Source organism: Parendozoicomonas sp. 2304DJ65-17, assembly GCF_058148445.1.
The window spans coordinates 83,293-103,793 of the sequence record NZ_JBYVJV010000010.1; the positions used below are offsets into that span (position 1 = coordinate 83,293).

34 protein-coding genes are annotated in these 20,501 nt (G+C 54.7%); 32 read left to right on the top strand and 2 right to left on the bottom strand.

What is annotated here, in order from left to right; genetic code table 11:
- Position 1 precedes the first annotated feature (1 nt).
- From ACY2RR_RS20335 to ACY2RR_RS20375, 9 genes are all read left to right on the top strand, one after another.
- Positions 2 to 730 carry an AAA family ATPase gene (locus tag ACY2RR_RS20335; RefSeq protein WP_490110019.1) on the top strand — a complete coding sequence of 243 codons (729 nt, stop codon included), beginning with the start codon at positions 2 to 4 and terminating at the stop codon, positions 728 to 730.
- Positions 731 to 802: 72 nt separating this feature from the next.
- Positions 803 to 1,474, top strand: coding sequence for a hypothetical protein (locus tag ACY2RR_RS20340; RefSeq protein WP_490110020.1), 672 nt, complete (start codon positions 803 to 805; stop codon positions 1,472 to 1,474).
- Positions 1,475 to 1,480: 6 nt separating this feature from the next.
- Positions 1,481 to 1,858, top strand: a complete 378-nt coding sequence (locus ACY2RR_RS20345; RefSeq protein ID WP_490110021.1) for a hypothetical protein — start codon at positions 1,481 to 1,483, stop codon at positions 1,856 to 1,858.
- Positions 1,858 to 2,178 (top strand): hypothetical protein, encoded by a 321-nt coding sequence (locus tag ACY2RR_RS20350; RefSeq protein WP_490110022.1) that lies wholly within the window; start codon positions 1,858 to 1,860, stop codon positions 2,176 to 2,178. The genes ACY2RR_RS20345 and ACY2RR_RS20350 overlap by 1 nt, the downstream gene beginning before the upstream one ends.
- A complete protein-coding gene (locus ACY2RR_RS20355) occupies positions 2,175 to 2,393 on the top strand; it encodes a hypothetical protein (protein ID WP_490110023.1) in 219 nt (72 codons plus the stop codon). Before ACY2RR_RS20350 ends, ACY2RR_RS20355 begins: the two co-directional genes overlap by 4 nt.
- Before the next feature lie 69 nt (positions 2,394 to 2,462).
- Positions 2,463 to 3,116, top strand: coding sequence for a DUF3164 family protein (locus tag ACY2RR_RS20360; RefSeq protein WP_490110024.1), 654 nt, complete (start codon positions 2,463 to 2,465; stop codon positions 3,114 to 3,116).
- A complete protein-coding gene (locus ACY2RR_RS20365; RefSeq protein WP_490110025.1) occupies positions 3,116 to 3,271 on the top strand; it encodes a hypothetical protein in 156 nt (51 codons plus the stop codon). Before ACY2RR_RS20360 ends, ACY2RR_RS20365 begins: the two co-directional genes overlap by 1 nt.
- The gene (locus tag ACY2RR_RS20370; RefSeq protein ID WP_490110026.1) at positions 3,258 to 3,695 is read left to right on the top strand and encodes a hypothetical protein; all 438 of its coding nucleotides are present in this window, start codon (positions 3,258 to 3,260) and stop codon (positions 3,693 to 3,695) included. Before ACY2RR_RS20365 ends, ACY2RR_RS20370 begins: the two co-directional genes overlap by 14 nt.
- The gene (locus ACY2RR_RS20375; protein WP_490110027.1) at positions 3,692 to 4,177 is read left to right on the top strand and encodes a gp16 family protein; all 486 of its coding nucleotides are present in this window, start codon (positions 3,692 to 3,694) and stop codon (positions 4,175 to 4,177) included. The genes ACY2RR_RS20370 and ACY2RR_RS20375 overlap by 4 nt, the downstream gene beginning before the upstream one ends.
- A 54-nt stretch (positions 4,178 to 4,231) precedes the next feature.
- On the opposite strand, the gene ACY2RR_RS20380 is transcribed toward ACY2RR_RS20375, so the two are convergent.
- Both ACY2RR_RS20380 and ACY2RR_RS20385 read right to left on the bottom strand, forming a co-directional pair.
- Entirely contained in the window at positions 4,232 to 4,450 is a 219-nt protein-coding gene (locus ACY2RR_RS20380) for a hypothetical protein (protein WP_490110028.1), read from the bottom strand.
- A gap of 3 nt (positions 4,451 to 4,453) precedes the next feature.
- On the bottom strand, positions 4,454 to 4,669 hold the full coding sequence (locus tag ACY2RR_RS20385; RefSeq protein WP_490110029.1) for a hypothetical protein: 216 nt from the start codon (positions 4,667 to 4,669) through the stop codon (positions 4,454 to 4,456).
- A 143-nt stretch (positions 4,670 to 4,812) separates the two neighbouring features.
- On the opposite strand from ACY2RR_RS20385, the gene ACY2RR_RS20390 reads away from it, so the two are divergent.
- From ACY2RR_RS20390 to ACY2RR_RS20500, 23 genes are all read left to right on the top strand, one after another.
- Positions 4,813 to 5,274, top strand: coding sequence for a Mor transcription activator family protein (locus ACY2RR_RS20390; RefSeq protein ID WP_490110030.1), 462 nt, complete (start codon positions 4,813 to 4,815; stop codon positions 5,272 to 5,274).
- 36 nt (positions 5,275 to 5,310) lie between these two features.
- Positions 5,311 to 5,853: a glycoside hydrolase family 108 protein gene (locus ACY2RR_RS20395; RefSeq protein ID WP_490110031.1), complete on the top strand. Its 543-nt coding sequence runs from the start codon at positions 5,311 to 5,313 to the stop codon at positions 5,851 to 5,853.
- A complete protein-coding gene (locus ACY2RR_RS20400; RefSeq protein ID WP_490110032.1) occupies positions 5,850 to 6,185 on the top strand; it encodes a hypothetical protein in 336 nt (111 codons plus the stop codon). Before ACY2RR_RS20395 ends, ACY2RR_RS20400 begins: the two co-directional genes overlap by 4 nt.
- Before the next feature lie 14 nt (positions 6,186 to 6,199).
- A complete protein-coding gene (locus ACY2RR_RS20405; protein WP_490110033.1) occupies positions 6,200 to 6,505 on the top strand; it encodes a DUF2730 family protein in 306 nt (101 codons plus the stop codon).
- A 1-nt stretch (position 6,506) separates the two neighbouring features.
- Entirely contained in the window at positions 6,507 to 6,803 is a 297-nt protein-coding gene (locus ACY2RR_RS20410) for a VpaChn25_0724 family phage protein (RefSeq protein WP_490110034.1), read from the top strand.
- A 3-nt stretch (positions 6,804 to 6,806) separates the two neighbouring features.
- Positions 6,807 to 7,370 (top strand): DUF3486 family protein, encoded by a 564-nt coding sequence (locus ACY2RR_RS20415; RefSeq protein ID WP_490110035.1) that lies wholly within the window; start codon positions 6,807 to 6,809, stop codon positions 7,368 to 7,370.
- 10 nt (positions 7,371 to 7,380) lie between these two features.
- Positions 7,381 to 7,623: a Gp49 family protein gene (locus ACY2RR_RS20420; protein ID WP_490110036.1), complete on the top strand. Its 243-nt coding sequence runs from the start codon at positions 7,381 to 7,383 to the stop codon at positions 7,621 to 7,623.
- Positions 7,565 to 9,142 (top strand): hypothetical protein, encoded by a 1,578-nt coding sequence (locus ACY2RR_RS20425; RefSeq protein WP_490110037.1) that lies wholly within the window; start codon positions 7,565 to 7,567, stop codon positions 9,140 to 9,142. Before ACY2RR_RS20420 ends, ACY2RR_RS20425 begins: the two co-directional genes overlap by 59 nt.
- Positions 9,143 to 10,813, top strand: coding sequence for a DUF935 domain-containing protein (locus ACY2RR_RS20430; RefSeq protein ID WP_490110038.1), 1,671 nt, complete (start codon positions 9,143 to 9,145; stop codon positions 10,811 to 10,813).
- Complete coding sequence (locus ACY2RR_RS20435; RefSeq protein ID WP_490110039.1) at positions 10,813 to 12,399, top strand: phage minor head protein; 1,587 nt, start codon at positions 10,813 to 10,815, stop codon at positions 12,397 to 12,399. The genes ACY2RR_RS20430 and ACY2RR_RS20435 overlap by 1 nt, the downstream gene beginning before the upstream one ends.
- 11 nt (positions 12,400 to 12,410) lie before the next feature.
- Positions 12,411 to 12,608: a hypothetical protein gene (locus ACY2RR_RS20440; RefSeq protein WP_490110040.1), complete on the top strand. Its 198-nt coding sequence runs from the start codon at positions 12,411 to 12,413 to the stop codon at positions 12,606 to 12,608.
- Between the two features lie 149 nt (positions 12,609 to 12,757).
- Complete coding sequence (locus ACY2RR_RS20445; RefSeq protein WP_490110041.1) at positions 12,758 to 13,066, top strand: hypothetical protein; 309 nt, start codon at positions 12,758 to 12,760, stop codon at positions 13,064 to 13,066.
- A 148-nt stretch (positions 13,067 to 13,214) separates the two neighbouring features.
- On the top strand, positions 13,215 to 13,628 hold the full coding sequence (locus tag ACY2RR_RS20450) for a hypothetical protein (protein WP_490110042.1): 414 nt from the start codon (positions 13,215 to 13,217) through the stop codon (positions 13,626 to 13,628).
- Positions 13,629 to 13,766: 138 nt separating this feature from the next.
- Positions 13,767 to 14,777, top strand: coding sequence for a phage protease (locus ACY2RR_RS20455; protein WP_490110043.1), 1,011 nt, complete (start codon positions 13,767 to 13,769; stop codon positions 14,775 to 14,777).
- Between the two features lie 36 nt (positions 14,778 to 14,813).
- Positions 14,814 to 15,737: a Mu-like prophage major head subunit gpT family protein gene (locus tag ACY2RR_RS20460; RefSeq protein ID WP_490110044.1), complete on the top strand. Its 924-nt coding sequence runs from the start codon at positions 14,814 to 14,816 to the stop codon at positions 15,735 to 15,737.
- A 176-nt stretch (positions 15,738 to 15,913) separates the two neighbouring features.
- On the top strand, positions 15,914 to 16,348 hold the full coding sequence (locus ACY2RR_RS20465) for an SAP domain-containing protein (RefSeq protein ID WP_490110045.1): 435 nt from the start codon (positions 15,914 to 15,916) through the stop codon (positions 16,346 to 16,348).
- A 15-nt stretch (positions 16,349 to 16,363) separates the two neighbouring features.
- Complete coding sequence (locus tag ACY2RR_RS20470) at positions 16,364 to 16,789, top strand: gp436 family protein (RefSeq protein ID WP_490110046.1); 426 nt, start codon at positions 16,364 to 16,366, stop codon at positions 16,787 to 16,789.
- Complete coding sequence (locus ACY2RR_RS20475; protein WP_490110047.1) at positions 16,789 to 17,262, top strand: phage virion morphogenesis protein; 474 nt, start codon at positions 16,789 to 16,791, stop codon at positions 17,260 to 17,262. The genes ACY2RR_RS20470 and ACY2RR_RS20475 overlap by 1 nt, the downstream gene beginning before the upstream one ends.
- Positions 17,259 to 17,849 (top strand): hypothetical protein, encoded by a 591-nt coding sequence (locus tag ACY2RR_RS20480; protein WP_490110048.1) that lies wholly within the window; start codon positions 17,259 to 17,261, stop codon positions 17,847 to 17,849. Before ACY2RR_RS20475 ends, ACY2RR_RS20480 begins: the two co-directional genes overlap by 4 nt.
- Positions 17,849 to 18,067 (top strand): hypothetical protein, encoded by a 219-nt coding sequence (locus tag ACY2RR_RS20485; RefSeq protein ID WP_490110049.1) that lies wholly within the window; start codon positions 17,849 to 17,851, stop codon positions 18,065 to 18,067. The genes ACY2RR_RS20480 and ACY2RR_RS20485 overlap by 1 nt, the downstream gene beginning before the upstream one ends.
- Before the next feature lies 1 nt (position 18,068).
- A complete protein-coding gene (locus tag ACY2RR_RS20490; protein WP_490110050.1) occupies positions 18,069 to 19,538 on the top strand; it encodes a phage tail sheath subtilisin-like domain-containing protein in 1,470 nt (489 codons plus the stop codon).
- A 36-nt stretch (positions 19,539 to 19,574) separates the two neighbouring features.
- Entirely contained in the window at positions 19,575 to 19,946 is a 372-nt protein-coding gene (locus ACY2RR_RS20495) for a hypothetical protein (RefSeq protein ID WP_490110051.1), read from the top strand.
- Entirely contained in the window at positions 19,946 to 20,470 is a 525-nt protein-coding gene (locus ACY2RR_RS20500) for a hypothetical protein (protein WP_490110052.1), read from the top strand. The genes ACY2RR_RS20495 and ACY2RR_RS20500 overlap by 1 nt, the downstream gene beginning before the upstream one ends.
- Positions 20,471 to 20,501: the final 31 nt, after the last annotated feature.

Consider the following 20,501-nt stretch of genomic DNA (forward strand, 5'->3'; position numbering starts at 1 on the left):
CATGAAACACGCTATCGCCCTTGTCACAAATATCGTCAACCTCAGTTCGTTGGCGCAAACGGTCATTAACCGCCCCCCAGAAATGGACGGCATGGGTCTGATATGTGGCCCAACCGGTTACGGAAAAACCACTGCCATCTGCTGGCTGGGCAACCGGATCGACAGCTACTACCTGCGGGCCCGCAGTACCTGGAGTCCAACCACCATGCTGCAGCAGATAGCCACAGAGCTGCTGATCGAGCCAAGAGGCAACCGGGACAAACTCATGGACGAGTGCATCAAGCGATTGATGGAAACCAACCGCCCGCTGTTTATCGATGAAGCCGACTACCTGTTCGACTCACCACGTTACAGCGACGAAATGCTAAACATTCTGCGGGACATCCACGACCTCAGTCGTGCGCCCATCTTCATCATCGGCATGAAGGATATCGAAACCAAAGTGCGCCGCATGGATCAGCTGGACGGCCGCATCATCCAGCGCATGACCTTTCTGCCCGCAAACTTCTCTGATGCACGCCTGGTTGCGGAAAGTATCTGTGAAGTGGAAGTCGCCGACGACCTCCTGGATGTCCTGCACGGTCAATCTGGCGGATCTATCCGCCTGCTCAAGTCTGGTCTGCTTCAGATTGAGAACTACGCCAAAGCCAAAAATCAGGATCGCATCTGCCTGGCGGAATGGAACGCCGACGGCAACGAGTTCTACATAGGCCGCGCACCCAAAGCCTGAGCGCCTGTGCAGAAAGGGGAAAGCAGAAGGAGGTTGCTTTGCTAACAACAAAACGAATGGGGAGAACCCATCATGCAAATACAGAGGGAGCCCGACCAGGCTGCTCAAAGACTACGTGCCAGCATAAAACTGGCCAAACCAAAAACACCGCAGGGTTTTGTGCGCCTCTGGGCCGCCATGCGTCATCTGCGCCGGTTCAATATCACCGAGCTATGCAGAGCCACCGACCTGCAGCACGACAGTTGCCGCCCGTATCTGAACCTGCTGGAGCAGTGCGGGTACATCTGGCGGGAACCCGTGCGCCATGGCGTTTATCGGCTGGTGAAGGATACCGGGGCACTGGCACCGGAGCGCAAAAACCGCAACGAACCACTGATCGATCCCAACCTGGACAAGATCGTTCAACCACTCAAGCGTCCATGGCCCGGCCCCGCACCAGAGCGCAGCAGTCCAAGCGGCATGATGTGGCAGTCCATGCGCATGCTATCAACATTCACCCGTGGATCACTACAGGAGGTTACCGAGTTAAAGGCCGAACCCACCGGCCGCTATATCAGCGCTCTGCACAGAGCCCAATACCTGCGGGACGTAGGAAAAGATGAAGACACGGGGCACCCGCGCTTCATGCTGATTCGTAACTCTGGCCCACGCGCACCGGCCGTGCATAACGGTTGGGGCCTGGTCTGGGATTACAACGACAAAGCGGTCTACGAGATCGCAAAACCAACCAAGAAAAACAGGTAAGGAAACATGACCATTCACCAGCAGCAGATCGCAGCTGGTAACGCCGGGGAACCCTGGGTTGCCGAGTTGAAGCGAATCAGCGAAACGCTAGGACAAAAGATCGTGGCCAAGCGCCTCGGCTACAGCACCGGAAGCATTATTTCGCAGATTCTCAAAGGCACCTATCCGGGCAGGGTAGACCTGTTCAAAGAGAAGTTTGAAGGGGAGTTTATGAACTCCTGCGTGGCCTGCCCCGCACTGGGCATGGAGATAAGCCGAAATAAATGCCACGCATACCAGGACGCGCCATTCGCGGCCACCAACCCTCAAAGAGCCACGGTTCATCGCCACTGCCGTCACGGCAACTGCCCTCACTCCCGCATTGCTGTTGTGGAGGTGGCGTAATGAGTACCGCAACCGCCCCGATCCACATCAATCAGGCCCGGCAGAACCGGCTCAACGCTCTAGCGCAGCATCTCAAGCAGTCCGCTATTGCTCTGGATACCGCCACCATTGCCCTGATCAATGAAGGCATCACAGTCCTTTCGTTTTCTGGTGGTTCTACGCCTATGCCAGAAATCGAAGTGGAGTACTCCAGCGCCTGCCGCAAGTTGGATAGATACGTTAAATCTGATGTGAAAGGTTTTGACGGCACCAAATACCAGAAGGCAACTGCGATCTACAAAGGTTGCAAGGTGTTCTGGCAAAGGGAGATCAGCCCATGAGTGTCGACAAGCCAACCCCCTGGAGAGATCAGGAGAATGGGAACTTTCAGCCGGAGGAGTTAGACCCCGGCATTAAGGCGCGGATCTCGCAAAAGATCGCGGCCCAAACCAAAGAGTTCCTGGCCAAAGGGGGAAAGATCGAAGAAATCCCGCCCCAGATCATCCAGCCGGTTGGCTATTCCCAGCATGAGAACTGGAAAGGAGGGCGGGGGTAACCCCGCCTGAACACCAAACCCGTTCAGCCATCAAAGCACAAATCAATAAACCCTTATGGGAGTGAAACCATGTCCGAAGCAATCGCAGAACAAGCAGCAGCTGCTGCAGAAGAAATAGTGGTGCCAGCCGGTTTTCGCAAAGATCAGCAAGGTCGCCTGGTACATGAAAGCCTGATCGAACCTATCGACCAATACCGTGATGAGCTGGTGATGGAAATCATCAAACATGCCCAGCCTTTGCAGAAGGCATTGGCCCAGTTCAAAGCCAAAGCGATCGGCGATGTGCGGGCCTTTGTTGAACTGTCGGCCGAGCAATACAACGTCAAGGTGGGAGGGAAGAAAGGCAACGTTGGCCTGTTGTCGTTCGATGGTAAGTTCAAAGTGCAGCTCAAGCACCAGGAACACATCATCTTCGATGAGCGTATTGAGGCAGCCAAGGAACTGATCGACCGTTGTCTCAATCGTTGGACAGAAGGCAGTCGTCCAGAGATCAAGGCCATAGTCGAGCGAGCTTTTCGCACTAACTCCAAAGGACAGCTGCGCACCGCTGAAGTGCTGGGTCTGAAGAACCTGAAGATTGACGACGCAGAGTGGCAGCAGGCTATGGCCGCCCTGATGGATTCCATCACCGTGGCCAGCTCCACCACGTACATCAACCTTTATGAACGTGTAGGCGAGACCGATCAGTGGAAACACATCAGCCTCGATCTGGCGAGCCTGTAATGGACGATCGCTTAAACGCACTCCTGACCGTGGCTGATGCCATGGCTCAGGAGCTTCAGGAACTCAGCGACGAGAACGGCGGCCCGCCTGCCACTGAAGGGCTTATCGCTGACTGGGACAATGCGAAAAAGGAGATGGCAAATGTCTCTGAATAAAGAACAACAGCAGCAGCTGATAGAAGAATTAAAGGGTTTTTTTCCCCGTGCCGAATTTCGAATCGATGGCCACAACATTGCAGTGGAGAAAGTTAATGTTAGCGAAAACCAAACAGCACTGGCCGTGTATATTGATGGCAAGATCGAATACAAACACATGGGTATCTTGAAGAACGACTCTCCCGCTATCGTTACCAAAGTTTGGCGGAAACGAACCCGCAGGCTTCACAAACCATCAGAAGTCAAAAAGATGGAGAAGGACTTCGGGAAGCGAAGAGTAAAGCAGCTTTTCCCAAACCTTCATAAGGTCTCTGAGTACTACGACCCAACCTTCAACACTGCACTTTCCCTCACCCGCCAGTTTGCCAAGCTGGAAGGGCTACAGGTTGTACAGATCGGGCGCATCACGGAGGAAACCCAATGAGCTCCAACAACCGCAAACGCGCCATCGCCCGTATCCATATCGCCAAAACCGATCTGGGCATGGATGAGGAAACCTACCGCGAAATGCTTAACCAGGTTACCGGCAAAACTAGCTGCAGCGCCCTGAGTTTCTCCGAGCTGTTCAAGGTAGAGAACCACCTCAAAACCGTACTGGGCTGGAAACCGGCAAAAGCCAAGGGCAAGAAAAAGAAGCGGGTCAGCCCACGTTCAACCGGCAAGCAGATTGATGTATTGCGAGCCATCTGGATCTGTCTGCACCGTGACGGCCTGCTCCGTGATGGTTCCGAAAACGCCCTCGAAGCCTGGGTGCAACGGATGACAGCCACAGAGAACGGCGGCGAAGGTATCGCAAAGCTGGAATGGCTGGAGCGTGATACCTCACTCTGCAACCAGGTCATTGAGTCACTGAAGAAGATGGACAAGCGACTCAGAGCCAGAAAGCCGGTGGCACGGAACGTATGAGGTAATTTAAAGAGTTTTAAGGGTGGGATTAAACGGGCGTAAAGCCCGTTTTTTTTATGAGTGAATAATATTTAACTCTTTCATTGCCGCCTCAATCCATGGCCTGGCATAGTCAGGGCATGGGTTAGTGCGCTTACTGTTGCTGATTCGATTTGGTGACGGGCCACGAGAGGGAAGGTTGTTTAACTCTTTAACGTGGGCAATCCAGCAAGTTTTAACCAATCTATTATGTTTGTTTCGAACAAGAGCCTGAATATCCTTGTACGTGGCCATGGTCTACCTCATATCCATTGTGCTGAACATGGGAACCCCTTGACCTTCATCTTGCTTTTGCTTCAGTCGAGCTGCGTAAATACCTTTCTCTGGGCTTAAAGCAGCAGCTGTTCCTGTGACTTTATATTCACCACATTCGGGACAGTCGCAGTAAACATAATCTCCAGTGCTGGGCTTGACGGCTACTTCGCTTTCACACTCTTTGATAAAACACTTCATTTTATGCTCCTTGCTTCTTTTTAGTGTTTCGAGTGGGACATAGTAATGCCCTGAACAGAGCTATCAACTGCCCGTTGCCTTAATGTCAATATCGGTTAAAGTACAAACGTGCAATCTGCAAATGGACTGAACCGGAGCCAGCCATGCCAGAAGCACAGCAGCCGAAGCCCCCCAAAGAAGACAACCACGAACTGTTCGCCGAACCTGATGTCGCCGATCTGCTCGGTCATATCGACGACGACCTGGTAGAAGAGCGCCGCAACTGGCCGAAAGACCTGTGCGAGATCTCGGACTTCCTCCACAGCCAGTTACGTCAGGCCGGAATCGATACCGACACCAACCGCACACTGGCCGACAAGCTGCTCACCGCTCTGGCAATCCACTCCGGTGGCCGAGGTTTCTACCTGCCCAAGGCTGACCGGGTGCAAAGGTTTATTCGGGATCGCCGCATCTACCGGGACTTCACCGGCCACAACCATCGGGATCTGGTGGTTAAATACAAACTCTCGGAAATGAAAATCTATCAGGCCATCAGAGAACATAAGGCGATAGAACGCGCTCGCCGCCAACCTGATATGTTTATCGCAGCCCCCAAAACTCTTTAAAGCCGCCCGCCCAATATACTGCCGTAGTCTGGCAGTATGAACACAGCCAATCCCACTCAGCACGACACCAACGCCTACTCGGCAGCCTTCCAGGTGGCGCTGCGCTTCACCCACAAAAGTGAAGGCGGCTATGCCAACGATGAGGAAGACCGTGGCGGGGAAACCAACCACGGTATCAGCGCTGCGCAATATCCAGAGTTGGATATTGCCGAGCTGAGTCGGTCAGACACCATTGCCATTTACCACCACGACTTCTGGATGGCCATGCGCTGTGATGAATGGCCCGCCGCCTTTGCCCTTCCCCTGTTTGATACCGCCGTGCTTATGGGAGCAGACGACGCAGTGCCTTATATGCAGGCCGCACTGGGAGTGCTGGACGATGGCATCATTGGCCCCAAAACCCTTGCCGCTGCCTGGGACTCTAACCAGCCAGCCACCCTTGCCGAATTTTTCAGCCACCGCGCCCGCCACCACCTGCAGGACTGCCAAACCAACCCCGAACAGCTGAAATACGCCCGAGGCTGGCTGCTGCGCACCTACAGGCTGCAGGCGTTTCTTTATCAGGAGTGCCTGGTATGAGCCTTATCAAATGGATCAACCCATTCAACAAGGTTGTTGACCTGGCTTCGGAGTACATCGAAGACCCAGACAAACGCAACCAGTTCAAGCACGAAGCCGAGATGGCAGGCAACGAGCTGGAGAAGATGGCAGAGGAAACCTACCGCAAGGAGTTGGACACAAAGACTCTCCCCTGGGTAGATGCCCTGCACAAGATGGGACGGCAGATCACCAACTATCTCAGCTTTGGTTTGGCCTTTTATATGGTGTACGAAGGTTACGACTTCCAGGCGGTAATTGCCGCCATGGCTCCCAGTGGCATTTACGCCTGGAAAAAGGGCAAAGGAAAATAAGAAAGGAGGCCGCAGTGCCAGAGGAAGTTAATGGCGTGGATTATTCCGCCCTGCGTTTTTGGCTGGATGTGATCCAGTGGGCCATCACCATTCTGGTGGCTGCCTGGCTGTTTTTAACACGAGGCAAACAGGACAACACCCAAGCGATCAGTGATCTGGACAAGCGGGTGCAAGATCTCGAAACCAAGCATGAAAACCTGCTAACCCATGAGGATCTGTCATCTGTTAAGGAAACAGTCAGTGGTTTGGAGAGCAAAATTTCAGCCCAGAACAACCTCCTGCAAACCATCCATCAACACCTGTTAAACAAAGGGAAATAATGTGAGCTACCAGAGTCTGCTAACAGAAGACCAGCGTCTGGTGATCCTGCGGGAGCTGCACAGCCAGCCCGGCTATCAGGCTAACGATTCTATTTTGCACAGCATTCTTGGCGTCTTTGGGCACAACATAAGCCGCGATGCCGTGCGTACCCGTCTGAGCTGGCTGGAAGAGCAGGAGTTGGTCACCATCGAGAATGTCTCTGGCATTCTGGTGGCCACCCTTTCCCAACGTGGTGCCGATGTTGCCCAAGGCAACGCCACTGCCCCAGGTGTAAAACGTCCAAGCCCCAAGGGGTAATCCATGACCGAGACTAAACGCCGGGGTAAACCTTCCAAGGTCGATAAGCTCCCCCAGGACATAAAAGACCGCCTGCACCTGATGCTGCGCGATGGTGGCATCAGCCAGCAGGAGATTCTGGAAGAGGTTAACGCCCTCTGCCAGGGAGCGGGTGCAGAGACAATCAGCAAAAGCGGCCTCAGCCGTTACGCTGTCAGGTTGGAGCAACACGCCCAGCATATCCGCCAGAGCCGTGAAGCGGCCGACGCCGTAGTGGCGCAACTGGGTGAAGCCCCCGGCGGGGATGTCAGCAAAGTCATTATCGAAACCGTCCGCACCCTGGCATTCGATCTCACCCTTACAGCTGCAGAGTCAGGCAAGCCGATCGACCCCAAGCACCTGAACCAGGTTGCTCTGGCAATCAACCGCATCGAACAAGCAGACAGTGTTCGCCACAAGCGCGAAAAGGAGATCCGCCAGGCCGTTGCCGAGGAAGCAGCAACAGCAGCTGAACAAGCCCTTGCCAATCGCGGCATGACAGCCTCAACCATTACCAGCATCAAGAAAGAAATTCTTGGCATTGCATAAGGAGATCATCATGGCCCTGGACTTTGACCACGCCCACATTGAGAACCTGATCGAAGATGAAGAGTTCATCTTTCGGGACATGAGCACGATCTGTGTCATGTCGTTAAAGACTGGCCACAAGATCATCGGCGAGGCTCACTGCCTGAACGAGGAGAAGTACTCCAAAGAGGCCGGTATCGAGTTCTCCCGTCAGGATGCGACAGCACAACTCTATCAGCGCGAGGCATACAGAATTCAGTATGCAAACGCCTGATTCCGTCCTCCTTCCCTACCAGCAACACTGGATAGCCGACGAATCCCCGCTCAAGATTGCGGAGAAGTCACGGCGAACCGGTATCACCTGGGCAGAAGCGGCAGACGCAACATTAACGGCCGCAGCGGCCAAAGAGGCTGGCGGTCGTAACCACTTTTATGTGGGCTCTAACAAAGAGATGGCGCGGGAGTTTATCGAAGCCGTGGCCATGTGGGCCCAAGCATTCGACAAAGCCGCAGCCGAAGTGCAGGAAGAGATCTTCCTGGACGACAACGGCGACAACGAAATCCTAACGTTTGTCGTTTATTTCCCTGCCTCCGGTTTCAAGGTTCAGGCGCTCTCCAGCTCACCCAAAAACCTGCGGGGCATGCAGGGCAACGTCACCATAGACGAAGCAGCCTTCCACGATCGGCTGGCCGAAGTACTCAAGGCCGCGCTGGCCTTAACCATGTGGGGCGCAAAGGTACGCCTGATCTCCACCCACAACGGCGTGGACAACCTCTTCAATGAACTGATTGAAGACAGCAGGGCCGGAAAGAAAGACTACAGCATCCATCGCATCACCCTGGACGATGCACTGGCCGATGGCCTTTATAAGCGCATCTGTATGGTTAGCGGTCAGGAGTGGAGCCCACAGAAGCAGGCCGAGTGGAAAGAGGAACTGCTCAAAAATACCGCCACAGAAGACGACGCACTGGAAGAGTACTTCTGTGTGCCGAAAGCATCCGGCGGTTCCTATATGAGCCGGGTACTGATCGAGAGCTGCATGTCTGCCGAATATCCGGTGCTGCACTTTGAAGGTTCCAGCGAGTTCAACAGCTGGCCAGAACACCAGCGCCATGCCGAGATGCAGGAGTGGTTAGAAGAGCATGTAAAACCACTTTTAGAAAACCTTAACCCGGATTTAAAACACTTTTTCGGGGAAGACTTTGGCCGAACTGGTGACTTGACTGTGATCACCCCTCTGGCAGAAGGGCAGGATCTGGTCAGGCGCTGTCCCTTCCAGCTGGAGCTGCGCAATGTGCCATTCAAGCAGCAGGAACAGGCCCTCTTTTATATAGGCGATCGGTTGCCCCGTCTCTCTGGCGGCAAGCTGGACGCCAGAGGTAATGGCCAGTATCTGGCAGAACAGGCCCGCTACCGTTACGGCTCCGGCCTGATCGAAGAAGTGATGATCAGCCAAGCGTGGTATCTGGAAAACATGCCACCCCTCAAGGCCGCTTTCGAAGATGGCTCAATCTGCATCCCCAAAGACAAAGATGTGCTCGCCGATCTGCGGGCCATTCAGGTGATCAAGGGCATTCCGCGAGTACCCGAAGGCAACACCGGCAGCACCAAGGCCGCCCAGCGCCATGGTGACTCTGCAATCTCTCTGTGCATGGCCTGGTCTGCCAGCAACATGGACACCACCGAATACGCCTACACCCCAGTCAAAAAACCAAGCGCCAACACCGACCCCTACAAACGCACCATAAGAACCAGTCGGGGAACTAGAAACCGAGAAGGAGGCATCTGGTAAATGGACACCAACGAATCAGTTATCCTCGATCCGAACACCGGCAAAGGCTACCAGAAGCCCAACAAAACCCAGCTGGCCGAGCACATCACCCGCGCCACCTTAACCGGTATCCGGCAGGCGTCACCGGGTTACTCCGTGGCCTCGGCCCTCACTCCTGAGCGCATGTCGGCCCTGTTGCGCAATGCCATTGAAGGGGATGCCGAAGATTATCTGATCCTCGCAGAAGAGATGGAGGAGCGAGATCCCCACTATGGTGCCCAGATCCGCACCCGTAAGCTGGCGGTCAGTGGCATTGAGCCAACCGTAGAAGCGGCCAGCGAAGATGAGAAAGACCAGAAACTGGCCGAAGCCGTGCGGGATCTGATCCGCGCACCCCAGTTCTCCGACTGCCTGTTCGATCTGCTGGATGGCCTTGGCAAAGGCGTCAGTGTGGTCGAACTCCAGTGGGATACCTCCAGCACCTGGAAACCCAAAGCCTACAAATGGGCCGATCCGCGCTTCTTCAAGTTTGACCGGGAAACCGGGCAGGAACTGCGGCACGATGATCACACCGTAGAAGGCCGTGAGCTGGAGCCCTACAAGTACATCATCCACAAACCCAAACTCAAAAGCGGCCTGCCAATCCGCAACGGCCTCGCCCGTCTGGCAGCCACCATGTACATGCTCAAGGGTTACACCCTCAAAGACTGGTGGGCCTTTGCCGAACTGTTTGGCATGCCGATCCGGGTGGGCAAGTACGGCCCCAACGCTACAGATCCAGAGATCGAAACTCTGGTCAATGCCATCGCCAATATTGCCAGCGATGCTGGGGCCGCCATTCCCGACAGCATGAAACTGGAGCTGATCGAAACCGGCAAGGCAACCGGCGGCGATAACCTGTTCAAAACCATGGCCGACTTTGCCGACAGCCAGATCAGCAAAGCCGTACTCGGCCAGACCATGACCGCCGACAATGGCTCCAGCCGCAGTCAGGCCGAAGTGCATAACGAAGTGCGCCGGGATATCCAGACCGACGACGCCCGGCAACTGGCCAACACCCTCAACGAAACCTTGGTGCGCTGGTTTATCGATTTCAATTTCGGCCAGCAGAAAAACTACCCACGCATCTGCCTGAAGATAGTGGAACCGGAAGATCTCAAATCTTATGCCGATGCCTTGGCTCCTCTTATTGATCGTGGCGTAGAAGTTCCTATGAGCCATGTGCAGGACAAGTTCGGCATAGCTGAACCTGCCAAAGGCGCGAAGCTCTTGCACCCTCTCGGTCAGGCTCCACAACAACAAAGCCCAGACAACCAGGACACACCCGCCCTCAACCATTCCCTGGCACTGGCTTTGAACGCTCAACCGACCGCCAGGGATGGTGGAAGTGCAGGAGTCGTCGGGAACGATTTCAGTGAACCAGACGACGATCAAAGCCTGATCGAGATCCGCGACACCATGCTGGACGAATGGCAGCCGGTCATGGAAGAGATCATCGACCCGATTCAAAAGGTTTTAGAGGAAAGCGACTCTTACGAAGAGTTCCTGGCCGAACTGGTCAAGATGGTGGAGAGCGGCGATCTGCCCGCCGACAAACTGTTCCAGTCTCTGGCCCGAGGCACATTCCTTGCGCGGGGTATGGGTGCCAGTGATGAAAGCAGCACCGAAAAGAGTGAAGAGGCGGGCAACTGATGCCCGGCTTCAAGTTCCCCAGCCAGCCCCCCAAGGAAGTCACCGACTTTCTGATCAACAAAAAACTAAAGCCGTCGTTTGATCACCGGGAAGTCTGGAAGCACGAACACCAGGTCGCTTTCACCGTCGCCAAAGCCACCCAGCTGGATATCCTGCAAGATATCCACTCCGAACTGCTGGACGCCCTCGACAGTGGCCAAACCTTCCAGACCTTTAAAAATCAGCTCAAGCCCAAGCTGGTTGATAAAGGGTGGTGGGGTATAAAGGAAATGCGTGATCCGGTCACCGGCAAGAACAAGCTGGTGCAGCTGGGCAGCCCCCGCCGGTTACAGGTGATCTACGACACCAACCTCAGAACAGCCCGCGCCCACGGTCAGTGGCAGCGCATCGAGCGCAACCAGAAGAGCCACCCTTATTTGCTTTACGAGATCGGGCCCAGCAAAGAACACCGTGCCGATCACCTCAAGTGGCAGGGGATCTGCCTGCCGGTGGATCATCCGTTCTGGCAAACCCACATGCCCAGCAATGGCTGGGGTTGCAAGTGTCGCGTGCGCCAGGTCAGCAAACGGGAATACGAACGCCTCAAAGCCCAGGGCAGGATCAGCACCAAACCACCCCGCATCAAGCGCCGGGAATTTATCAATAAGCGCACCGGTGTCGTTGAACAGGTGCCAGTGGGCATCGATCCGGGCTGGGATTACAACCCTGGTAAAATGCGTTTAAAGCAGCTTTCAAACACTACAAACGCCAAACAAAAGGCCGTTAAAAAAGCCTTAAAACAACCTCTACCTAAAAAGGAAGTCACCGCGCCAGAACCATTCTCCACGGTCAAGAATGTCAACGGTGAGCAGATCAACCGCATCATCAACGAACTGGGCACCGAGCAAACCCGCCGGGCCTTCGATGAGTTCTTGAAAGTTCACCCGATTAAAACTGTATTCGCCAAGGCCACAGAACTCGGCGGCTCCAAAGCTATGCGCAATGTCAGCCTGCACAACCAGGTGGCTGATTATCTGGGCGTATCTGCCGATGAAGCCTGGCGACAGTTTGGCAGGCGTAAAGGCATGACCAGAACCAACGGCTTCACCCGTGCCAATAACGACCTGGTAATGGTAAAGGCCAAAGCCAGCAGTAACCTGGTGAAGGCGGAAACCGACAAGATCCGGCAGGCGACCGCCAAGGTGCTGGACTCCGCAACCAATAACAACGGCCCCAGGAAGATCTACTCACCACCGGCCAGCGGTTATGTTCCCCGCAGTGAAGACAACTACATCTACCGCCACTGGTCAGTGTCCGATGCTGTAGGGGCAGCAGGCCAAGAGCAGATCGTTACCACCTGGATACATGAAGTCGGCCACCAGGTTCACTTCTGGGGTGGAGCGCCAAGGTTCCCAGGTATTAACCGCACCAGTGATCTCACCGAGTACAGCCGCACCAACCATAAAGAGTGGTTCGCCGAACACTTCACCGCTTGGTATATTGATCCTGAAGGTGTGAGAAAGTGGAACCCGGCCGCCGCCGAGTTCATAGAAACTACACTGAAAAGAGCGACGGAAGTCACCGGCCGCCGCGCCAAAGCCCGTTAGAGACAAAAGCAATGACAGCACCTGTTTATATAGCGGAACCAGGAACCGAACTCAGCCCACTGCAACAGGCTATCAACCTGGTGGCAGCCCAGCCCTGGCCGGAAGACATCAACGACCAGCTGGAAGCCCTTGAACGCAAAACCAAAGGGGAAGACCGGCAGCGCTTCGGCGATGTCTGGGAAGCCTATATCGCCGATGGCGGTGAGTAACCGGCTCTCCCGTAGCCCACTACGACCATTTAATTCTTCCCCCTTCTATACACCGACTAACCTGAAAACTGTGAGCACGGAACGCTCCATGTAGTAAACAGGGTGTTACAGACCCCGGCTTCGGTCGGGGTTTTCTTTGGGAGGCTTATATGGATCAAGCAGTAAACGGCTGGGAATATGAATGGACTGATTACAAAATCTCAGTCGAGGGAAAACGAATCAAAGGAACCATCCGCCTTTATCAAATTGAAGAACCAGTACAGCGCCAGGATCGCCTGATAAATGTAAGTATGAAGCTGGACTGGGGCAAGAAACCAGCCGTATCAAATATCAGTGCAGAAATAGAGCCAGCACTGTTTGAGGATGAGGAAGCTTTAAAACAACACGTATTTAACCTGGTGAACTCAAATGATCACTTTCAAAGACTTTTAAGGCAGATTCGGGAAAGCTCCCCATAACGCCCTCTAAGCCCCTCTGAGGGCTTTCACCCCTCCGACGATACTACCCACACCACAAAAAACGCCCACAGAGCTTTTTAAAACGCTTTTAAAACCCTTTGCGGTGTATCAGACTGCCAACAAATGACAAAGGAGGTGAATAAACACAATGAAACCACTCACCCGCCCGTTATACCTTCTTATAGGAGCCCTGCTGCTCACTGGCTGCACCGACCAGGCAAAAGAAGCCGCAAACACTACGGCAGATGATCCGGCCTATGTCACCGACATCACCAACCAGATCGAACTCTTCTACACCACCGGCCAGAAGATCCAGCAGCACTACGGCCCCACTGCCAGCAATGAACAGATAAAGGAATGCACCACCCAGTACGGTGAAATCAGGAACGATATTAAACAGCTGCAACAGTGGATCAGTGAGCTGAACGAACACTACTACCGCACCCCACTGGCCCAAGCTGCCGATGCCACCTTTGCCTGTGTACAGTGCGGCGGATCTTCCAGCAGCTGCGAACCCGTGCCCGGCTACCTTGCCCAGGTGCGCAAGAACCTTACCCCGTAAGGGCTCAACACCACTAAAACCCTTTAAACCCAACCCCTCCCCATACCGCCGTAATCTGGCGGTATGGATAAAAACGTACAGACACCAACGGCCCTCGCACTGAAATCGTTCCCGACGATTTCAGCACTTCCTCCATCCTTGGAGGTCGCACTCAACCACGAAGCTGGCTCCCAACAGGAACCGGCTTTCCTGGCATTGAATTTCCAGATCACCGAAACCAACACCCTGCCGGAAAAACTCCAGCTGATCCCCGCCGGTCAGTTTGGTGGCCTCGATGGCCGTTCCTGGAATAACCCAAGCCCTGAAGCGGTCATCGAACTGACCCGCAGCATTGGCCGGGATATTCCCATCGACATCGAACACGCCACCGAACTCAAAGGCCCCAAGGGAGAAGCAGCACCCGCCCAGGGCTGGATCAAGTTGTCAGCGCTGGAAGTGATCAACGGCGAGATCTGGGGGCAAGTGGACTGGAACGACAGCGGTCGTCAGTTAATCGAAGGCAAAGCCTATCGCTACTACAGCCCGGCTTTTTACTGGGACAAGCAAGGCAATGTGCGTTCTATCAAATCCGTTGGCCTCACCAACACCCAGAACCTGCCGGAACTTCCGGCGCTCAATCACCAGAACCAACCACAACCAGGAGGTGCTGACGACATGAGTCTGCCAGCCGCAATCCGTCAGGCCCTCGGTCTGAAAGAAGACGCCAACGAAGCCGAAGCAGTGCAGGCCATTGGCACCCTCAAGAACGAACACCAGGTCGCACTCAACCGTGCTGAAAATCCAGACGGTAAAGAGTTCGTACCTATGGCCACTCACGAACTCGCGCTCAACCGTGCCACCTCAGCAGAAACAAAGCTGAAGGAGTACCAAGGCAAAGAGATCGAAGCCGAAGTGGATACAGCCATTGCAGACGGCAAGATCGCGCCAGCCAACAAGAAGCACTACCTGGCCATGTGTCAGCAGGAAGGTGGCATGGCGAACTTCCGGGATCTGGTAAAGACCGCGCCTCAGGTGGTCAGCACTGATGATGGTGTAGGTGGTAAGAAGCCAGAAGGCGACAACAATCAGACAAAGCTCAATGAGGATGAGCTGGCTATCTGTCATGCCACCGGGTTGACTGAAGAGCAGTTCCTCGCTGCCAAAGATTAACCAGATCAAACACTTTTAAGGCAACGGAGAACCCACATGCCAAACATTACACCATCAGTACTCAGTGCCATGTTCACTGGGTACAAAGCGAACTTCCAGAAAGGTCTGGAACGGGCAAAGCCCCAATACAAAAAAATCGCAACTGTGATTCCGAGTTCGACTCGCAGTAATACTTACGGCTGGTTAAGTAAGTTCCCAGGGTTTCGTAAGTGGGTGGGAGATCGATTGATCAAGAAAATGGTTGCGCATGGTTACGAAATTGAGAATGAAGATTTCGAGTCCACCGTGGGTATTGGTCGTAATGAAATAACTGATGATGAATATGGTGTTTACGGAACCATCTTTGAAGCGATGGGCGAAGAAGGGATGATGGTTCGTGATGAGCATTCTTTTGGGTTGCTTCCTGCTGGTTTTAACTCTGAATGTCATGACGGCCAGTATTACTTTGATACAGACCACCCGATATTCCCTAATGTCGACGGAACTGGCGCAGCAACTACCTACTCCAATATTCTCGATCCGGCTAACCCTGAAGATCGTGTACCGCCTTGGTTCCTGATGGATACATCTAAAGTCATCAAACCGGTGATTTTCCAGGAACGGGAAAAACTGCAGTTTGTTACCAAGGTAGATCCAAACAATTCAGATCATGTCTTTATGAAAAAAGAGTTTCTGTATGGTGCGGACTGTCGTTTCAATGTTGGTTTCTCATTCCCACAACTAGCTGTTGCGGCCCGTGTACCTCTGACTCCAGAGAATTACGAGAAGGCTCGCACAATGCTGCAGAGCATGAAAACTGACGGCAATAAAAAGCTGAATTGCCGTGGTGTGACTCTGGTAGTTGGAAACCGAGACGAATCGGCCGCTGAAAAAATTGTAAAGGTTTCCACCCTTCCAGAAGGCGGCGGAAACATTAACTACAACAAGAGTGAGGTGGTTGTCTCCCCTTACCTTGATTGATGTTCTTTCGCCCGCTAAGGACAGCAGGCCCTGCTCAACTGAGCGCCCCCGATCTGGATGGCTGAACCCAGATCGGGGCCTTTTAAAGCCCTCCTTTATATATGCCCCTTAACTGGGGATTTGTCAGTGACAGCACAACCAACTGACCAGAATCAAAATCAACCAGGACAAAGGCCATGAGCAGAAAAGAAGAACTGGAAAGTCTTACAGCTCCAAAGTTGAAAAATCTGTTGAAAACTTTAAACGCTGGTCTGGACGCTCCGTTCCCGACATCCGGTAACAAGCCTGAGCTGGTTGCCAATATTTTGAAGGCTGAAGCTGTACTTGCTCCTAATGCTTCTCAGGAAGAGGAGCAAGGCTCCGGTGAAGATCAAGCTTCTGGTTTTACTCCCTCAAATGAGGGCGAAAAAGAAGAAGTGCCTTCCTCTTCTCAGGAAGACGACCAGGAAGACAACACCATCCCCGTATTCGTCAAAGCCGTTCCCAAAAGCGGCTTTTACCGGTGCGGCTTCCATATCCCTCACCAGGGCGCAACGTTCAACCTCACCCAGGAACAGTACGAGCGCATGGAAGACGACCGCAACCTGGTCGTAGAGCTGAACGTCGAGTAAGGACGGAGTAAAAGCATGTACGCCACCCAACAGGACATGATCAACCGTCTTACCCAGGACACCGTGGAAAGCCTGGCATGGGACAACGACAACGGTGTCATAGACAGCGCTGCAGTTGATCGTGCCCTGGAGGATGCCACCGCCGAAATCAATTCCCGGCTTACCAAACGTTATGCACTGCCGCTGTCGTCCGTGCCGAAACTGCTCAACCGTGTGGCCGTCAATCTGGCCGCTTACCATCTGGCCAGCGACACCACCCTCTCGGATTCCATCAAAGAGCGATACAAGCAGGGTATCAACCTGCTGGAAAGCATCGCCCAGGGCAAAGCCGATCTCGGCCTGCCCGATGCCGAGAAGGCAACCACCAACAACCAGGGTGCCGTGCTGATCAAAGGGCAACCCCGTCGCCTTTCCCGCGACTCTCTTGGGGGTGTTCTGTAATGGCGGGCACCACTCTCGAATACGACGCCAGCGAGCTGAACATTCCTTTGGAATTTCTGGAGAAGCTGGAGAAGCTGGAGCACCTGGAAAAGGACGAGCTGCTGGATCTGATCGGCGCAGAGCTGGAAACACAAACCCGCCGTCGTATCAGTGAAGAGAAAGAAAGCCCCGATGGTGAAGCCTGGCAGGAACTCACAGAAGAGTGGGCAGCCCGCAAAAGGAAGAAAAGCTCCGGCGGCATTCTCGAATACAAAGGCGACCTGCTGGACTCCATTGCCTACCAGCTTCAGGGCGAAGCCGTAGAGGTTGGCTCCGAACTGATCTATGCCGCCATCCAGCATCATGGCGGTGAAGGTGTCGGCAGGCCCGGCCACTCTGCACGGGAATACCTCGGCCTGAGCCCCGAGAACATGGAAGACCTCGAAGGTGTAGTCATTGCGTTCTTAAAACAAGAGTCTGGAGGCGCCGCATGAGCACCGAACCCGTTTTCAACATGGCTTTAACCGAAGTTAAAGACGCCCTGAAAGCCGCATTAACCCCAGCAGATAAAAAAGCCTGGCACTGTGATCTGTGCAATGGCCGGTTCACGCCTCAAGAGCTGGCCAGGTTCTCCACCAAAGCCCCCGGCATTCTGGTCACCGTAATGAATGTTGATGGCTGGGATGAGGCTTACCAGACCATCTCCTTTGCTGCGTTCACTTTGGGCAAAGACCAGACAGTCGTCGTAGATGGCAAACGAGAAAGGATCAGTCGGGGCGATCTGGCCCAGGCGCTGGCACTGGCCGTGATGGACAAAGCCCTCACCGAGCAGCTGCCCCACAGTCTCAGCAACCCGGAAAACTTCCGCGCCCAGAACCTGTACTCCGGTGGCATCGACAAGCAGGGCGCAGCGCTCTGGGGCATTACCTGGAAACAAAAATACAGCCTCAAGCCCGCCTACACCGGCAACCTGGTGGATATGGTCGAAGTCTGGCTGCGCCCAACGGAAGAACATGAAGGCCCCTATGCCGAGGCCACCATAGATGTTTCTCAAAAAAGCAATGATCAGGGGGAGAACTGATGAGCAAACAGGCAGCCAAGCCACGGTTTGGCCAAAGGGTCACGGTCTACGCCGTAACCGGTCGCAAGGTGCACGATGAATCCGGCAAGCCGGTCACTCTCGATGGCACCCGAGTTACTTACAACCACTACTGGCACCGCCTGGTGCGTGATGGCGATGTATCCCTCACAGCACCGGTTCAGGAAGTAAAGCCAGCGGCTAAGAAGGAAGCAAAATAACATGGCTATTACCAATCTGATGTCGCTTAACTGGCTGGTGCCAGGCGTGGCGATGAAAATCGCCATCAGTCGTGCAGTTCGTGGCCTGCGTGGTATGCCCCGCCAGCTGCTGCTTCTCTGTCATGCGCTGGCCGGTGCCACTGCACCTTCACTGCGGCCACTGCTGGTACTGACCGAAGCCGAAGCCCGCGCCGCACTGGGCGAGGGCTCTATGGGTTTCCTGATGTGGCAGTTTGCCCGCGCCAATGCTGGCAAGGATATCCCACTCTATATCATGTCGGTGCCCGAACCCTCATCCGGTCAGGCAGCCACCGGTAAGATCACCGTCACCAGTGCAGCCAGCAAGGCAGGATCCATTTATCTGTATATCGCCGGGATCAGGCTACAGATCGGCGTCGCGCCGGGTGACACCGTGGAACAGATCGCCACCGCCATCGTTGCCGCAATCACCGCCGAAAAGAGCCTGCCGGTCACAGCCGCAGCCACCGCTGGCGCTGTCACGGTCACCTGCAGGCATAAAGGCGAAATAGGCAACGGTATCGATATCCGGGTGAACTATCACCAGGGCGAAACTCTGCCCCTCGGTCTGGCGGTCACTATCGAAGCCATGGCCAACGGTTCCGGTTCCCCCGATCTGACTGATGCCATCGCCGCCATCGTCAACGAGCGTTATACCGAAATCGCCAACCCGTTCACCGATGCCGCAAACATCCGGCTGATGGAAGACGACATGGCCCGCCGTTGGGAACACGACAATATGCAGTCGTTTGGCATGGCCACCTGCTTCACCGGCACAGTCGGCCAGCTGGGCACACTGGCGGATACCGTCAGCCACCAGTGCGGTCACACCATTGGCATTAATGGCAGCCCGACTCCAGCCTGGTGTATTGCTGCCGCAGCTGCTGCCGTGGTGGAAACAGGTTCGGCGATCGATCCCGCCATCCCCCACAGCCGTATGGAACTGGTGAACGTACTGGCTCCAACCTCCGACCAGGTATTTGAAGACACCCAGCGTAATGTCCTGCTGGCTCAAGGCATTAGCACTACCACCGCCAACAACGGCCGGGTGTATATCGATCGTATGGTCACCAACTACACCGAGAACGCTATCGGCGTCGATGACATGAGCTACCGCAACCTCTGCTGGGTGAAAACCCTGGAGTACTGGCGCTGGTTCAACGTCACCGAATACCTGCTCAAGGGTAAGGGCTGGAAGATGGGAGCCAAGGCCAAAGCGGTGCCAGGTCAGAAGATCATGACCGCCGAGAAAGGCCAGGAGTTCCAGATCGGTCATTACCAGACCTTTATCGATGCGGGCCTGATGCAGGACATGGACGGCTACATCGAAACCTTGCAGGTGGAAGTGGACGACACTCACGGCCGCCTGAAGATCCAGGATGTGCCCACGCTGATCACCCAGCACTACCAGACAGAGATGACCAGCCAGTTCCTGGCCGGTGCCTCGCAGTAGTCTTTCACCGCATTTAGGCCATAAGAGGAAGAGAACATGGCAGGCCCGGAACTGTACGACGAATTGGAAATCAGTGTGGGTAGTGAAGACATCCAGACCGAAACCAAAGGCGTCACTATTGAAAACGCCCTGGGGTGGGAAGGCGAAACCGTCGCCGCTACCAAGGGCCCGCACAACCGCACCGGTAAGCGAGTGGTGCCCAAAGTCAAAGCTAAGGCGCTCTATAACGAGAACCTTACTCTGGAAAAGATCAGGGGCTGGAACGATGTACAGCTCACCCTGGGAAAAAGCTGGGGCACAAGCCGCCGCCTGGTGTGCAATAACGCCCATGTGGTTTCCCTGGGAGAGCTGGGCAGCGGTGCAGTAGATATCGAGTTCGATGTCTGCGGCGAGATTCAGGAGCTGTAATGGCTGACTTTACCCGCCTGGATCTGGTCGATGGCTACCCCATCAAAGTCAACGGCTCAGAGGTCAACTATCACAGCGTAGAGCTGCAGGAGACCTCTGTCGCCGATGAGGATGTCGCCATTGAGAAAGCCACCCGCTCGGTGAAAACCCGCGAAGGCTGGAAGCTGCTGCTGAATGAGGATCTCTATCGTCGCCAGCTCACGCTGCGGGCAATCGCGGCGATCCGCCATCCGGAGCATGAGCCGGTAAGAGGTAGAAACCTTGAAGCGGGTAAGTTCTCCACCCTGGACTGGGACGCTATCGAAAAGCGCATTCTGCTGATCGAAATGGCGGCCCAGGTACGTCACGGGCTAATCACCCAGGACACCATGGATGAGGCAGTGGCCGAAGTGATGGGCGAAGCCCGCAGCCAGCCAGAGCAGGAAAAGGCAGAAAGAGGCCCCAGCCTCCCGCGATCCGATAGCCAGCCTGCAGGAGGATCACAAACTGATCGGCAGGCTGGCGCAATCGCTCCCCTGGAGTGAGCAGGAGTTGCGGCAGATGCCGCGCTCCCGC